We start from the raw sequence: 15888 nt of genomic DNA, 5'->3' as shown, positions 1-15888 counted from the left end.
GAAAGGGTATCATTTACATATTACCCCCTGCACTACTTAACAGCCGAACACCTACAACCTTAAGCATCCAAAGTTTATCTTTAGCTTCTATTTTTACAGTAAACTGATCTTCTTTCAATAACCCAGCGGGTATATTCCATTCGATTTTCTGTAAGCTACTCTCCTGTTCTCCATTAGATACTATCTCTCCTATTTTCTTATCATTGATGTATACATTGCACGCTCTATTTTGGTCAACATCAAGATAGTTCACTTGCAAAAACTTCGCCTTCTTACCTACATTCTTCATTTCATAGCTAAACCATCCACCTCCTTCTCGGTAATGTCGCTCATAGTTATAGCCCGTCCAGGTTCCTTCTTGTTTCACAAAGTGATCTGATTCTGGCTGCTGCTCTCCACTACTTACCTTATCAACGGTAATAGCTTCCAGCTGCTTCATCATCTTCTCTTGCAAGGCCATTTCCTCCTGTTTCTGGCTTAGCTCCTCTTGCGTGAACTGAGGAAAGTAAATAGCATACCGGGCTTCATGAAGCTGGTAAAAAGGTATAAGCTCTAAAGTATTATTACCATTCGGCTGCACCACTTCCAAATTAAATTTCAAAGGCTCTTTTTTAGTCACCTTCTCTAACAGCTGGTCTGGCTCAGAAAGCACCACTGGCACCTCCGTTAGCGGAATAATTTCTCCACTAGCAATGTGTCCGCCCCTGCTATCATCAGCAAAAAGGCCTTTTAAATTTTCTTCACCGGTTTTAGCTGCCAAAACAATCGGCCCATATTCAAACGCATAGTAATTTTGTCCATCAGGCAGCTGCTCTGCCTGCAAGCGCATAGGTAGACTAACCTCTATTTTATCTCCCGACTTCCAAGATCTATTTATACGAATATATTCAGCCTGCTGATCATAATCAGTGTACGCTTCTCCATTAACCATCACCTTCACAGCCTCGGCCCATTCAGGGTTTCTTATAGACAAGGTAAAGTCAACCGCCTCGTCCTTTAACGTTTTCACTTCAAAGTGAGTGGCTTCCTCTTCAGGAAAATGATTTTCCTGAATTAACTCTATTCCTTTTTCCTTCCATTTTACCTGAGATGGGATAAACAGATTCACTATTAAAGATTCATTGGTATGAGCATAAATCATCTCACCATATTTAGCATGGTTCTCTATACCTGACCCCACACAACACCAAAAACTAGTTTGTGGCTGAGAGTACACCCTATAATGACCAGGACGCATTTGAGTAAAGTAGACCAAGCCACCATTCTTAGGGTTTTGTGATGACAATATATGATTGTATAAGGCCTTTTCGTAATAGGAGATATACTTCCGCTCAGGCATCTGCTGATAAAGCATCTTGGTGAGCTTGAGCATATTATAGGTATTACAAGTTTCAGGTCCTTGTGTACCTTGTATCATTTGAGTAAAATCATCTTTAGGATGAAAATGCTCGTAAGAACTATTACCTCCTATGCTAACGGTACGGTCATTCACCACATCATTCCAGAAAAAAGAGGCCGCATTATGCCATGATGAGTCAGATTCCATCTCAGCAATTCTTTCAAACCCTATTACTTTGGGGATCTGAGTATTCGCATGCATTCCCGTAAGGTTATCTTTTCCCCTTACGAGCGGTTCTAGTACTTGTTGGTGCGAAAACCTTTTGGCCAAAGTAAGATACTTATCTTCGCCAGTAATACCTGCTACGTCAGCAAAGGCTTCATTTAAGCCTCCATGCTCACTTTTTAATAAATTCTGTATCTGTTCATCTGATAAACCCGACACCAATTTCAGCATCCAATCGGTCATGCTGATGAGCATTTCTTTAGCCTGTTCTTTGCTTGCGTATACGTAAGCATCTTTTAGACCGGAATAAGTTTTGTGTATATTGTACAGTGGTACCCATTTATCATTCAGGCTGAAGCTCCCGGCACGGATATCACCTTTAGCTATTTCTTCCCACATGGCCTTTCCTCCAGGCACCCCTCCAATATAACCATTTCCATTAGCCTGCTGACAGCGCCTGAGCTCTGATAACATATAGTCTAAACGCTGCCCGATTTCCTCATCGTGAGTGGAAGCATACATCAGTGACAGGGCAGAAACATAGTGACCACCAATATGACCATCAAGACCGGTATTTTCCCAATTGGTATAGCTCTCAGCCTTAGGCTCTAAGCCCGCCTCTCTTAAAAAAGGTGCCAATAGCCTATCAGGCTTAAGCTTCAACAGGTAATCTTTATCCAACTGCTGTGCATGTAGAAAAGGACTCTCTAACAATTGTACATTTTCTAAACTAAAATAGGCAAGAGAGCCTTCTGTAACGTCGTGCTTTGGCGGATCACAACTGATCAACCCCGCCACACAAAGGGATAGTAATATATTTTTCATGAGTAGTGTTCATTCAATGACTCATTAAATGTAAGTAGAACACTTAAAATATAAAAATTGATAGCATTTATAAATAGACCTTTCATCAGCAGAAACATCTACCTTAAGTATATCACAGGTATTGCCCTTTCAAATTATTGTGATTTCTCCATACTTCTATCAAAACCATAACAGATTTTCTAGAAAGTATAACTCCCCCACTGATTATACTTATACTCGAATTAATCAAAATATTGCAGCTGCTACCCCTATGGCTTATATTGCAGAGATTATTTTTTAATGATTAATTATGTCTAAAAATGCCCTTCTTTTTATCTTTATCATGTGCCTGCTGGCCCTACTCACTTTGGGTCTGGTTTTAAATCATTCTGATAATCATAAAAAACTGGTACAATTAAGTCATTCATTCGCTTTCACTACTGATTCGCTTCATAATATTGAAAAGAAGTATGTAAGATTGTACGAGCGCTACGATAAATCATTAAAAGCATTAGAACATACTAATGAAGAGTTACAGCATTTTAAGGCTCAGATGGACTCTGTTATGAAGATACATACCTCTGACCTCCGAGCCCTTAATGATTCTCTGCTGGTTATTATTCAAAGACAAGATACCATAACTAAAACCATTCGTAGCAATAACGACTTTAGATTGCAGTAATGAAATATTTCTTATTCATAGCCATTATTTTCAGCATACCAATACACCTCAAAGCTCAAAAACTTACGTTTAAGCCGGCAGATGATTATAAAAAAGTATATAGAACTGACACCGTTATCATTGAAGCAGATAGTGCATTTATAGTTAGTAGTGTTAGAGCCAGTTATATAAATGAGAAGCTAGATCAACTAGATGAAATTCAAAAACTCTATGAACAATTATCTAGCCATAAAGACCAGCTGCTTGGAGAAGTTAAACAAGCCCGTAAGGTGCTCACCAAGGTAATAAAAAACATAGAAAATGATAGTGCCAGTCTCAGCAATAATCTAATAAAAACTATTGCAGAACTAGATACTGTATTATCTACGTTAAAAGATAACAATCAAGAACTTAAAGCCAATAACCAGCAATTGACGAGCAAGATCAATGACCTTGAATATCTGATAGCTGAATTAAAAAAGGAAACCAAAAAACTATGGTGGGGAGCCCTGGAAGATAAAATCATCTCCTTTGCTGCTGGCGTTGGTGTTGGTGCCTTGATCATTATTTTGTTGTAGTATTTGAATAGGGTAACTATGGGTATATGCCTCCGCTCGTAGTCTCCCGCAAATGCTACGAACTCTTCAGTGATCACCAGTGTCTGTGACTTAAACAATCGCTCGGCTCCAGCCGGGTGATCATTATGATTTAGGCCTCTGCCCGTTAAAGTACAAATTGGATAACCCTAAAAATTTAAAAGGTAAAGTAAGGCCTGAATTTACTTGGTTCTAACCATAGTTATTCAAGTGCATCTTTACCTAACCGGCCAGAGGCCTCTGAAATAGTCGTCATGCGGCAGAGCCGAGCGACTGCTAAGGTGATGAAAGTACATGTGGAATACTAACCAAAAGGATGCGGGCTAGCAGCAACAAAGCATTTAGGACTTCGCACAGTGAAGTGCAAATGCGCTCTTATAGCATGTTAGCGTGCATTTTCCAATATTTCTTTGAGTACATATCGCGCTAGAATGGAGCCTACTCCAATCAGCATTATTCCGATTAAAACGAATACAAAATCAAGGTTGATAATGCCTGAAATCATTGTCCAAATACCAAAAAAGAAACAGGCTGTTCCTGCAATTGTTTCCTTATCAAGGAACAAGTATACTATTATCCAGAATAATATTTTTCTGTTGAATTTTGTGTAATCTTTGGCATAACCTAGAGCAGTTTGTCTAATATCTGAAAGTGTGTCAGAGGAGACTTTATCATTTGATTGACCTTTTGAGTTACTAACCTTTAACTCTAGATTATTTATCAATACTTGATATGCCTCATATATTTCAATAAAGTCTTGAGTGGTATCTTTTCCAGATTTGTCAGGATGTTTTTCACGAGCTAATTTTCTAAATGCTTTTCTGACTTCATTAGCAGTTGCATTATGATGTAGGCCAAGGATTTTGTAGTAATCTTTCAATATTTATGATGTCAAATGCACGCTAACGCCACTGTATAAATTCGTTGCTGATTAAAAGTATAAAAATTTGCGTTAACTACCGAGGTAATCCGCAGGATTGGCTTATTAAATTAATCTTCACCAATAAGTCAATCCTGCGGATTGACAGGCTTTCTACAAAAGAGCTAAAGTAATAATAACCTACAAGCAGCCATGATTTATGACAGAATGATAGGTGTATTATTTCTTAATGAACGTAAATGAGTAACTTTTATGTCAATACAAAAGGGTTTGCAAATGTATTTATTGGCGTACTTTTTACCATCTATATCTTTAAAGCGAATTCTAAACTTTAGTAACGGAAAGTCTTCCAGTGAAAGAAACTTATTTTGAAACTCCCTTAAATAGCTATGGTAACTAAGAAATCCTAAATATTCATCATTAAAGATATACGAGGACTGAACGTTTGTTAAAAGGTTACCAATTTGCCTTTTATGATTGAGGTGCTCTATTCTAATCCAATCTTCTTGAAATGTAGACTTAATTCTAAGAACAGATTTTTCGTAAGTTATATCGAAGGAAGCTAGAGCGTCATTTTTCTTTATAAAATTAATTGCTGAATCTATATCAAAAATGTCTTCTATTTCAACTTGTTCGGCATAACCTACTTAAACAATCGCTCGGCTCCGCCCGGGTGATCATTATGATTTAGGCCTCTGGCCGTTAAAGTACAAATTCGATAACCCTAAAAATTTAAAAGGTAAAGTAAGGCCTGAATTTACTTGGTTCTAACCATAGTTATTCAAGTGCATCTTTACCTAACCGGCCAGAGGCCTCTGAAATAGTCGTCACGCGGCAGAGCCGAGCGACTGCTAAGAGCCGTCTACTCGATTGGCACCAGTAATTTCTCTTATTTTTTCAATTAAATCTATCGTTGGTTTAAATCCTGAGAAGTCAATATCTTCACCGTTGTCGACCTTCTCAGAAATTTTCTCGGCAAAATTCTTCTTCTTTCCAGTAAATCCGAATACGGTATTGTCAAATAGTGTAGGATATGCTCTGTTGGCCGTTGGAATATCTGTATCCTGCAATAGTAACTCTGTGGAAAGATGACAATGCTGAGGATGAATAGCATGCGTGAAATTTGAGCGAAAAGCAGGAGTAACCAAGCTAATTGCATAAAAGTTGGTATGAGCTTTATGTTTGTATGCAACATATTCATTGAACCCATCAATATTCACCTTTTCATATTGACTTTTTAAATTTTTAAGCTGGTTAAACCCTTCATTATCATAATCGAATACACCAATTAATAAGTTTTCCGTTGGCATTTTATTGATATGGTTTCTCAAAAATTCACCAATGAATGGTGCACCAGATCCTACACTTCCACCATCGTTGGATTCTTCATGTTTGTTTAAGAAATAGTTGTCCTCAAATTCGTTCCCTTTCAAAGCTTGATAAGCCAAGGAAAAAAGAATGTTATCTGTTTTTCCTTCAAAAATTAGATAAGGTTTCTGAATCTCATTTAGTTGATTTTTAGTTTGTTCAGCTATTTCGAGTTCGGCTTCAAGTTTTGAGTATAGGTCGGCTAATTGCTCATTAATCACTAATAGACCAATGTCTTCTTGAATGTGTTTCTCATTTGCTTTTGTTATTTGAAGTATTTTGGAATTATGACCTCCTTCTTCTTTATATACTCGATACTTTGAGATTTTATCACCCTCAAGAGAAATAAAGTTGAATGAGTGGGAAGCGATAAATACTTGAGCGTGATTTAAATAATTAGTAGAAAAATTCTCGGCTAATTTTTTTGCTAAACCATATTCACAAGAATTTTCAGGTTCATCAAAGCCCCATAATTCAAAATATTTGGATGTACTGGCAATGTGATTCATGATTGTTGGTATATAGCGTAGTCTAATGCCATCACCTCTCAATTTTAAAGGAATATCATGTTCGCCAGATTTTGTATCAATAATTAAGCGCTGGAATAAGTCAGCTATTTCTGTTGGGAAGGATAAGTTGCTCTCAATTCCAGACACATTTTGAAAATCATGCTTCAATTCATTAGTAATCTCTCCAATTTGATTGTTGAAGAGTTCAATTGTCTCTCCAAAATTGCCTCCTGTAGTATTCTTTGTAGAATCAAAAAGTGATTCTTGTAGCAATGACAAAAGGTAAAAGAAGAATCTATCATCTCTAATTGCAGGGACATATGTATACCGAATTTTGTTAAGGAAGCCAGTTAAGGTACGCCTTGAAATATCTACAGTTCTTGGAGAGAACTTCCCTCTTTTGATTAGTGTATCAAAGTTGTCTTTTGGTGTGCCAACTAAATTCCCAAGTCTGTCCCAGGATTTAGAAACTGTAAACCTCTCTGGTAAAGTAGAGTAATTCCCAGGGTTTAAAAGGCAATTTGAATTTTAATGAACTGCTTTCCTTTAACGCTTTCCTGTCTTACTTCTTGAAGTCTTTCCTTGTTAAAATCTTCGAGAAAATTAGTCTCATTTTTATTGAAGAATAAATCAAGAGCCTTTAGCACATTGGATTTACCAACGTCATTTTTTCCCGAGAAGATATTGAGTTCACTTACAGATTTTACTTTCTCATCTTTAATTGATCTGTAATACTGGATAGTTATTTGCTCAATTATCTTCATGCTTTCTTATTGGTGCCAACGGTTTAGCTATGAGCAGTAGCGTCCCGCAGGGCGCTATTGCTTATAGGGTCTGTGTGCGCCTTGAATGGTGAATATAACTCAAGAATTTGAGTGTTCCAAGGGGTGAAAGTCCCTTACGCGCTGGGGTGGTGCCTGGAAGCGAAGCAAGTGGCAAGGTTGTCATCGGTGACGATGAAACTGAAGAAATGCAAAGCATTCATGAATACCTTCAAAATAAAATACGCATGAATAAAGCCAGACTGCGGTGTCTGTACAGATGAACAAGAACTACATACAGAGGCTATGAGGCCAGATGAGGTAACACATGCTGCCGAAGTCCAACTCCCCGAAAGAGGCTAGTGGCTATTTCGGTCGGACTATGCCAGTGCCGAAATACTAGATGAGTCAGCGATAGACACAAGGATATTCACCTTACCGCAAGGACAGAGCGTAAATAAAATGTCCTGTGGACATTTTTAGTGACGGGCCAGCTTGCAGGGGAGCATAATGGGGGCTGGGCAGTAGCTCAAAGTCCCATCCTGAGAACTACTATCACCATATCACGACTAAGAAAGAAAGGTTATGAAAGCATGCTGGATTATTACCTCAAACTTCAACCAGAGATTCAATGAACCGCCCGGTACGAGGACCGTACGCCGGGTGGTGTGAGAGGCGAACTCTGGATCAATTTGAGTCAGAGCCGTCTACTCGATTATGCTCTTTTTACTTCAGTTATTTTCAAAGGGTAGTTGTTGCCTTGCATGTCTCTTACACTTTGAATTATAGAGAATTTAGCAATGTTTGACTTAAAATCTTGAATATTTTCAGCAACCCTTTTATTGATTTTGTTGTGGCAAAATGCGATAACATATATAATATCTTTTTTGAATTTGAGACGAAAATCTTCCTTAGAAATCGGATTGTAGGCAAAGTTTGAGCTTTCCGAATACCGTTTATACACCGCATCAACAAAATGAAAATCAGATTTTACATCATTCCATAATCTATTAGCAGAAATAGAAACTTGATTAGTCACATCTCTGATTTTGGCATCAAAACCTTCTTTCACATGAATCAAATAGATATTGCTATCTGTTTCATAAAGTAAATCACATAATTCAATATTCTGACCCAGCATTTTATCGAGAACGATGAATTTTCCTTCTGTCAAATATTCTAAGTTGTAAGTTCCTTCATCCATTTCCTTAGACCATATTTTGTTCATCGGGTTGGGATTCAACTCATTTGATTGAAGCATTGAACTGCACTGATCGTTGATAGTTTCAATAAAATCCCCTCTTACCTTGTACCAAGTATTGTCAATTAGAAAGTAGGGACTATCATTTACAGAAATTTCACAGGTGAGGTGGTTAATAAACATTGCCTCTGTTTTCTTCTCTTCACCTACAAAACCTCTTATTCTGACGCCAGACAAATGCCTTATAAAACTCCAAGCGTCATGTTGATCAACAATACCGTAAAGATATTTCAGAATTTCATAATACAATTTTGTGCGATCTCGTGTCTCGAAAAATGGAGTTTTCGCTCCTTTTGTATAAGCTGAATAAATATCACATTCATAAAATGCGTTCAGCTTTTGTGGGTGGACAAAGTCAAAATCTAGATTATTTGTAGTTGAAGACCCTGGCGTATTTAGCCTAACCATATCATTTCTTAAATGATCATATAGAGCCATTTCTAGGCTATCCTTGGTAAATTTAGGATCCCTAACACGTTCGAATCTACTTAAAGGTTTACCTGTTCCATTTTTTAGGATTTCAACCAATTTCAATATTAATGTATGGGTCTGTTCGAATGACAATCTCCATTTTAGACAAAATGAAGACCCAATTTCCAAGTAAACGCTTTCATCATCAAAATCGATAAAGTCAAATACTGAGTCTTTTAGGTCTTGTCTGAGTAATAAGTAAAATTTATTTGGGACTCTTCCTATTGATAACGAATCAATAAGCTTTTGCTCATTTCTGTAGGTCTTTTGTTCAGAAGTTAAATTACCAGTAACACCACGAGACATTTGAGAATGAACAATATCATTCTCAGGATCAGCTATTTTCTCATATAAGTCAAGTCCAAAGGAGTGATTAATAAATTTCTTGATAACAGAAATTCCTTTACCACCAATAAGTGCAAAAATCTCTGATTCAATCAGAATAAATAAAGCAAAGGAAGTACTCTGTATACTAAAATCGTGTTGTTCTGTAATTTCCTTAGGAAGAAAGGTCTTCCACATAGATTCCTTATCCACTTCATTGAAAACATAAAGCAAATAATCAATTGGTTCAATCTCTAAACTTGAGCGCTGATCTTCTAGATCATATGGGGTCTCAAATCGCTCTTTGTGATCCTTAATTATATGCTCTACTATTTCTTGAGAGCTAGATAAATTGTTGAACTCGTAGAAGCTCGTGTTAATTTGATAGACTTTTATGTCGTGATTTGAGTGGATCATATTTTTTGCGTCTACCTATTGAGCATAACGTAGTAATATATGCAATTGCATATATTCGCAATATATCTTTTTCACTAATCTAGCAAATTTTTAATATTTTTTATGCTTTCAAGGCTACGTGAATATAAATCTCGGTGGTACGAGAAGCAGGATTGTAGATGAACCAGAGTACTATCGGTGGTCAAGCGCAGGAGACTATAGTGGAATACGAGGTTTGGTAGAAATTGAGTTTTTATAAATAAAGCAGGGGTCAAATCTACCGGGTCAGAGACATTCGTGCTTATTATAAATTTTTAGTCGGCCTTCGGTAAGACTAAGGATGTCGGGTAAATACAAGAAATTTGGAGGTAAGGAAAGCCTTGGAAATGGATTATTAAAACCTACTTTTTTGAATCCGAATTAACTATGAATAACATTAAAAGAATTTACTTAATATTATTAATGCCTTTTTATCAAATTTCGTTAAAACTAAAACCTTCATACGATAGTTATTCACTATCAGCAGTTTTTTTACAGAATATTTTTACATTTCTCATGTTGTTTTATTTTCAAAATTTATCATTACTCGCAATGAATGAAGATTACTACCCATTTAAAATATCTGAGCCAGTTAGAGTGATAATCATGATTAATTTAACTATCGGACTTATTTGGTACCTTTTTGAGGGAAGATTTGAAACGGTTATGCAGAAAGAGAAAATAAAACCCATTCCAACTAAGTATTCACGTCCTATCACAATATTTTTCTGTATCCTTACAACTGTTCACGTGTGTATATATTTTTTTGGACCATTTTAAAAGTCTCCAGTTTGGGCGCGTTTGAGAGTAGCGGAAACGCGTCCGTCAGTTGCAATCTAATCTATAAAATGCAGGCCCCAACTGGTCCAAGGTTATGTCAAACATACGTCCACTTGTGCCTCTAAATTATAAACTTGACTAATACTCCATTTGTTATACTTCTACCTTTTAATTCAAGGAATATGAAGGCTGCACTAGGTTCAAGCGATGTATAAGTTCTAAGCTATTTTTGAGATCGAAAAAATAGAAATAGACAGCCAAAACCAAGAACACCCTGAAGCACTTGTAACATTGAAGAAACTATTGTCTTAGACTGTGATGTTTTTGATAAGTATGATAAACATGATTTCAAAAGATTTTTTATATGATTGATCATCCTCTTCTGGTTCAAGGTTATAAGAAAACCTGGTGCAAGCGTCCGCTTGTGCCTATAAATTATAAACTTGACTAATAACCAACATCACACCGTCATCCCGGCCGTATCGAAGTGAAGAGCCGGGATCTCACTGATCAGATAGTGCTACCCCACCAGAAAGATTCCAGATATCATTCCGCTATGCTACATGATTCAGGAATGACGGCCTGATATTGCCAGGCGCGTATATGCATAACAGTTAAGTATCAGTTCAAAAATTTCTGATAAGACTTCATTACCACATGAAGCAGTTCCGACTGTCTACCCTTCGACGAGCTCAGGCTGACCTCGGTAGTGGTTCCATCTTGCTGTACCTTTTTTCGCTAGCAAAACGGTTCTCAACATACGATATTTAGGTGAAGGTGCGCGTTTCTAAAACGCGCACCAATTTCATGATTTCATACTTAAAAAATCACTTACCCTCATAGGCCTGATAAATCATTAGTTTTTCGAACGTTTCAACCAGATTAAATAGAAGTTTTCTGTACTCTAACATAATCAACATACATATCTGTATTCCAAAAAACATTAATAGCATTATTATTAAAGATACCAGTATTGGAACCTATATTCAGGTTTAAGATAACATTATGAGGACCAAAGTTTTCCAACCTTAAGTCTGGATCTATGCCGTTATGATAATTGGCCACTTGATTGCCATCTACCAAAATATCCACATATACACTCCCATTTACATTGCTCCAGTACATATCATAGGTATGCCATCCTTCACCAATATAGTCATAGTGTCTTACTGCATTCTGATCGAGCAAGCTTTGACCTGCATTATAACCATAAAACAAATTACTAGCATACTTCTCTCCACCATAATATCCATAAGAATAAGCTTCCATAATGTCGATTTCTCCCTGTACGGGCCAAGCATTCTCTTGTACTGTCCATATTGCAGGCCAAACACCGTAAGTTTCAGCAAAGCCTTTGAAAGTACTATTTTCCACAGCAACTACCTTTGCACTTACCTGCACATGTACCTGTTCATTATAATTTGGTTTAAAGTTTACTCTTGACTTAACATGAGCAGATTCCCAACGATTATCCTTTTTATAAGATCGCAACCTTAAGCAACTTTTATTATCCAAATTTGCAATACTTGCATTCCACGGCCTATACATACAGAGATTGGAGTTATAATCCAGTCTTTCTGTACGTTGCCAGTTGGCATCCAAATTACTCCCTGGATCAAAATTATCAATAAGGATATTCGTCCAACTTTTTGCTTCTGTCATCATCCGCAAGTTTGGCTTTTGCTCAACAGCAATATTTTTTACTGCAATTTCATCCTTGTTACATGACATCACCAATACTAATGTCAATAAAACTAGTGGGTTTAGGTTTCTTTTTTTCATAGCGTATATTATTATTGAATCATAAGAAGATAACAATAAAAATCAACTTTTTCCAGCTAAAGAACAACTTAAAACCAGTATCAACTGCTTTAGGGCTGGTGTATGTTTATAAAAAAGGACTAAGTGTACAATTCGGCTACCAGTGGTTGGTGGTATCTCTTAAAACACAAACAATTAAAAGCCTCAACTACAACGAAGTGAAAGATAGGAATCAACATTGTTCTGAGGTTCCAGATATAAGTACGCTATATCTACATGATCAAGGAATGAAGACCCTACCTACCAGCAAGTGGAAACAAGGTATTCTTTATTAGCTGTCTCGTTATATTCCTGTACCATCGTGCGATTAAATAGAAAAGCAGACTTTTCTAAAGGCTCTAATGATCATGAGTCTTGGTTGATTGAATAATAAAAGAAGAGTCACGCGGATCTCCAAGCGACTCTTCTTTTATTATTTTTATTAAGTACTTCTACAAAAGTTGCATCGGTTTAAACTGTAGGCATCGGCTTAATCGGCCACATTTTGCATAAAATCAGGGAAACCATCCGATGTCCATTTTACCTCGCGTGCCCGAGTAGCTCTATTTGAATCTTCTAGTTCGAAGCCTTGAATTTCCTTATAGTCACGTGCGTGATAAATCATTACGGTGGTTTTACCATCTTCTGCTACCACAAATGAATTATGCCCTGGTCCGTAGCGCTTGACCTCTTCGTTAGAATAAAATACCGGCCCTGGTGATTTATGCCAGTTAGCGGCATCCAGCAAGTCGGCATCGGCATCGATCCATAACATACCCATGCAGTAATTTTCATTAGTGGCACTGGCTGAGTAAGTCACAAAAAGCTTATCGCCTCTTTCAATTACTGCCGGGCCTTCATTAACATTATATTTTATGGTCTCCCAAGAATACTCGGGTGTAGTTAAGGTTACTTCAGGTCCTTTCAGAGTAGTAGGGTTTTTCATTTCAGACATTACCAAACCTGTGCCATTTCTACCCTCCAGTACATCCTGAGCCCAAATCATATAGCGTTTGCCTTTGTGCTCGAAGGTAGTGGCATCGAGAGAGAAGGATGATCTTTGGGTTTCTATTTGTCCTTCTTCCTTCCACTCTCCTTCTAGCGGATTATCAGCGTCATTAGAGAGTACCCACATACGAATGTTCCAGATTTGCTCAGCCTCTCCCGCTGCAAAGTATATGTACCACTTGCCTTTAATCTTATGTAACTCCGGCGCCCAAATATGATGGCCCATCACACCTGTTTTATGCTTGGTCCACACCACTTTTTCGGTGGCGGTTTTTAACCCGTTAATGCTGTCGGCTCTTCTGATTACTATGCGGTCATACTCTGGCACAGTGGCAATGAGATAGTACTTCCCATCTGTATCTTTGAATACCCAGGGGTCTGCCCGCTCTTCTGCTATAGGATTATCAAACTTTAATTGCTGACCTTTCAAAGGTGCCATCGTCATGGTAGCCAAGAGAATCAAAAGCAACTGAAACGACCTTTTATAAGATTTTATCACCATCCACGTCATCATTATTATTTTGCCAGTCCTTTGATGGTAGGTTGAACCTGTAGTACATTACCCTCTTCATCAAAATTGAGTAAATCGATGCATACCTCGCGATGAAAACCAGCATCGCCACCCATTTTGATGCCATTTGGCCTATTAAAACGATGATATACAATATACCACTGATCATTTTCTTTGGAATAAACTACTGAGTTATGCCCTGTTCCGTAAATACCCTGCTCAGGAATTTTCTCTATTACCAGGTTGTTTTCGGGTATAGTGAGTGGACCTAGCGGAGAATCTGCAGTAGCATATCTCACCTTGTAGTTAGGGCTTCTGGTATCATCTTCAGACCACATGAAATAGTACTTCCCATTACGGAAAAACACTTCAGTACCTTCTCTAAAAGTTTGGTCAGGCGTAATTACTTTAATGGTCTCTTTTTTAATAGACACCATATCATCATTGAGTTCAGCTACGGCCATATACCCATTACCCCAGTAGAGGTAGCTCTTTCCTGTGTTTGGATCAGTAAATACATCAGGATCAATCTCTTGGCCTCCGTTTACGCCCTCTGGTTTAAAGTCAACCAAAGGGGCTCCGCTATCTTTGAAAGGCCCTGCGGGATGATCAGCTACTGCTACTCCCACCTTCTGCGCGGCGGTGAAATAGTAATAATACTTATAATCATCTCCTACTTTCTTTTCAATAGCACATGGCGCCCAAGCATTTCTATCGGCCCAGCTTACCTCCTTTCTCAAGTCCAGAATAGTGCCTTTGTTGATCCAGTTTACCAAGTCAGGTGACTCAAATACTTCAAAATATTTGCCCGACCAACCATGAAAGCCGTCGCTGGTTGGGTACAAATAGTATTTTTGTTCTTTCTCAGAATAAATAATCTCAGGATCTGCATAGTACCCAGAAAGCACCGGATTGCCATCTACACTCACCTGCACCTTAAAACTTTTTGTTTTCTCACCCAATGTAAAATCATAAGTAAGCGCCCCGGCACTAAAATCCTGCTTGCCTTCTTTCGAAGATTTTACTCCCGGCATCAAATTTAGTTGAGGATCAAAGCTTTTTAGATCCGTTCCTGCTTCCACTGGCAAATAAATAGTGTCTTCTGATATCTGAATATTCAGCTTTCTTACAGCCGGATTACCTGACCCCATCACCACATCATCCATATAAGCCCATTTTTCCATCAGTTTGTTCATTTCCTCCTCTGTGATAGGAATGACAGATCCATGGCGTGGATGGAAATTCATATTGATATCCTCATCGATTACTTTAAAATTCTCTAAGTCTTTGCTTATGCAGAACTGATATTTTCCGGTGGTATACATATCATACATCAGTATATAGTCATCCGTACCAATGAGTTTAAAAGTACCAGATCCCTCTACTGCATCATCAGTTTGGTCTACATACTCAGGCCCTACTTTGTACCCGCCATTGATGCTATCAGAAACCGCCTTTAATATGCCCTTTGCTCCTTCATCTTCATTTTTAAAGAAGAAGTGATATTTCCCATCTTTGAAAACAATGTCTCCATCTATACAGGCTCCTTCTTTAAATAATAACTGTTTTGGCTCATTTTTGAACCCAGTGAAGTCATCGTTAGCATAAGCATAGTAAATAATGTCTCTTCCTCCTGGCTGTAGCATAGACCAGTAAACCATATACTGATCTGATTGATGATCATATATGGTTTGTGGAGCCCACACGCGGCGCACATCACCAAATGTATCAGGATAAGTTTGCGGAATATCAATCACTGTGTGTGTCCAGTTGATCAGGTCTTTGGACTTAAGCAACACCATGGCCGTATTTTCCCATCCCATCTTGGGCACATAAAGGTCAGTAAGCACCATATAAAACCATCCGTCTTCACCTCTGAGAATATGTGGATCTCTCACTCCTCCGCTATTACTTATTTCCTTAGAATCAATAATGGGCTGGTTATGATTAAGCGCAAAATAATTGTAACCATCCTTGCTTATGGCATAGTGAACCTGCTCCTGGCCAGGGCCGTTACCGGTAAAATAAGCAAAAAGATATCCTGCATATTTTGGCTCGTCCTTAGAACATGCAGTAAAAACAGCCACTACGCCTAGCCATAACACTAATAATCGCATACTGCTAAAAATAGGTTTAAGAGAATTCATATATTATT

The 15888-nt window shown here is 37.8% G+C and carries 11 protein-coding genes; 3 read left to right on the top strand and 8 right to left on the bottom strand.

Annotation, left to right across the window (positions count from 1 at the left end):
- Positions 1-13 precede the first annotated feature (13 nt).
- Positions 14-2389, bottom strand: coding sequence for a glycoside hydrolase family 127 protein (locus tag JL102_RS06900; RefSeq protein ID WP_202243530.1), 2376 nt, complete (start codon positions 2387-2389; stop codon positions 14-16).
- Positions 2390-2678: 289 nt separating this feature from the next.
- Here JL102_RS06900 and JL102_RS06895 point away from each other — a divergent pair, with 289 nt between their 5' ends.
- Both JL102_RS06895 and JL102_RS06890 read left to right on the top strand, forming a co-directional pair.
- Entirely contained in the window at positions 2679-3050 is a 372-nt protein-coding gene (locus JL102_RS06895) for a hypothetical protein (protein WP_202243529.1), read from the top strand.
- Positions 3050-3607 (top strand): hypothetical protein, encoded by a 558-nt coding sequence (locus JL102_RS06890; protein WP_202243528.1) that lies wholly within the window; start codon positions 3050-3052, stop codon positions 3605-3607. Before JL102_RS06895 ends, JL102_RS06890 begins: the two co-directional genes overlap by 1 nt.
- Before the next feature lie 403 nt (positions 3608-4010).
- On the opposite strand, the gene JL102_RS06885 is transcribed toward JL102_RS06890, so the two are convergent.
- The 5 genes from JL102_RS06885 to JL102_RS06865 all read right to left on the bottom strand — a co-directional run bounded on the left by JL102_RS06885 (position 4011) and on the right by JL102_RS06865 (position 12196).
- Positions 4011-4505 (bottom strand): J domain-containing protein, encoded by a 495-nt coding sequence (locus tag JL102_RS06885; RefSeq protein ID WP_202243527.1) that lies wholly within the window; start codon positions 4503-4505, stop codon positions 4011-4013.
- 851 nt (positions 4506-5356) lie between these two features.
- The gene (locus JL102_RS06880) at positions 5357-6655 is read right to left on the bottom strand and encodes an ATP-binding protein (RefSeq protein WP_202243526.1); all 1299 of its coding nucleotides are present in this window, start codon (positions 6653-6655) and stop codon (positions 5357-5359) included.
- A 236-nt stretch (positions 6656-6891) separates the two neighbouring features.
- Positions 6892-7146: an AAA family ATPase gene (locus JL102_RS06875; protein WP_202243525.1), complete on the bottom strand. Its 255-nt coding sequence runs from the start codon at positions 7144-7146 to the stop codon at positions 6892-6894.
- Positions 7147-7858: 712 nt separating this feature from the next.
- Complete coding sequence (locus JL102_RS06870) at positions 7859-9616, bottom strand: DUF6119 family protein (protein ID WP_202243524.1); 1758 nt, start codon at positions 9614-9616, stop codon at positions 7859-7861.
- A gap of 1680 nt (positions 9617-11296) precedes the next feature.
- On the bottom strand, positions 11297-12196 hold the full coding sequence (locus JL102_RS06865) for a glycoside hydrolase family 16 protein (RefSeq protein ID WP_202243523.1): 900 nt from the start codon (positions 12194-12196) through the stop codon (positions 11297-11299).
- Positions 12197-12210: 14 nt separating this feature from the next.
- On the opposite strand from JL102_RS06865, the gene JL102_RS06860 reads away from it, so the two are divergent.
- Complete coding sequence (locus JL102_RS06860; protein ID WP_202243522.1) at positions 12211-12510, top strand: hypothetical protein; 300 nt, start codon at positions 12211-12213, stop codon at positions 12508-12510.
- Between the two features lie 194 nt (positions 12511-12704).
- Here JL102_RS06860 and JL102_RS06855 read toward each other — a convergent pair whose 3' ends face one another.
- Positions 12705-13661, bottom strand: coding sequence for a glycoside hydrolase family 43 protein (locus JL102_RS06855; protein WP_237390458.1), 957 nt, complete (start codon positions 13659-13661; stop codon positions 12705-12707).
- Positions 13662-13738: 77 nt separating this feature from the next.
- Entirely contained in the window at positions 13739-15880 is a 2142-nt protein-coding gene (locus tag JL102_RS06850; RefSeq protein ID WP_237390456.1) for a family 43 glycosylhydrolase, read from the bottom strand.
- Positions 15881-15888 lie beyond the last annotated feature (8 nt).

Source organism: Fulvivirga sediminis (assembly GCF_016757215.1).
GTDB lineage: Bacteria > Bacteroidota > Bacteroidia > Cytophagales > Cyclobacteriaceae > Fulvivirga > Fulvivirga sediminis.
The sequence above is the reverse complement of the archived record's forward strand: the minus strand, read 5'-3'. Positions and strand labels throughout refer to the sequence as shown.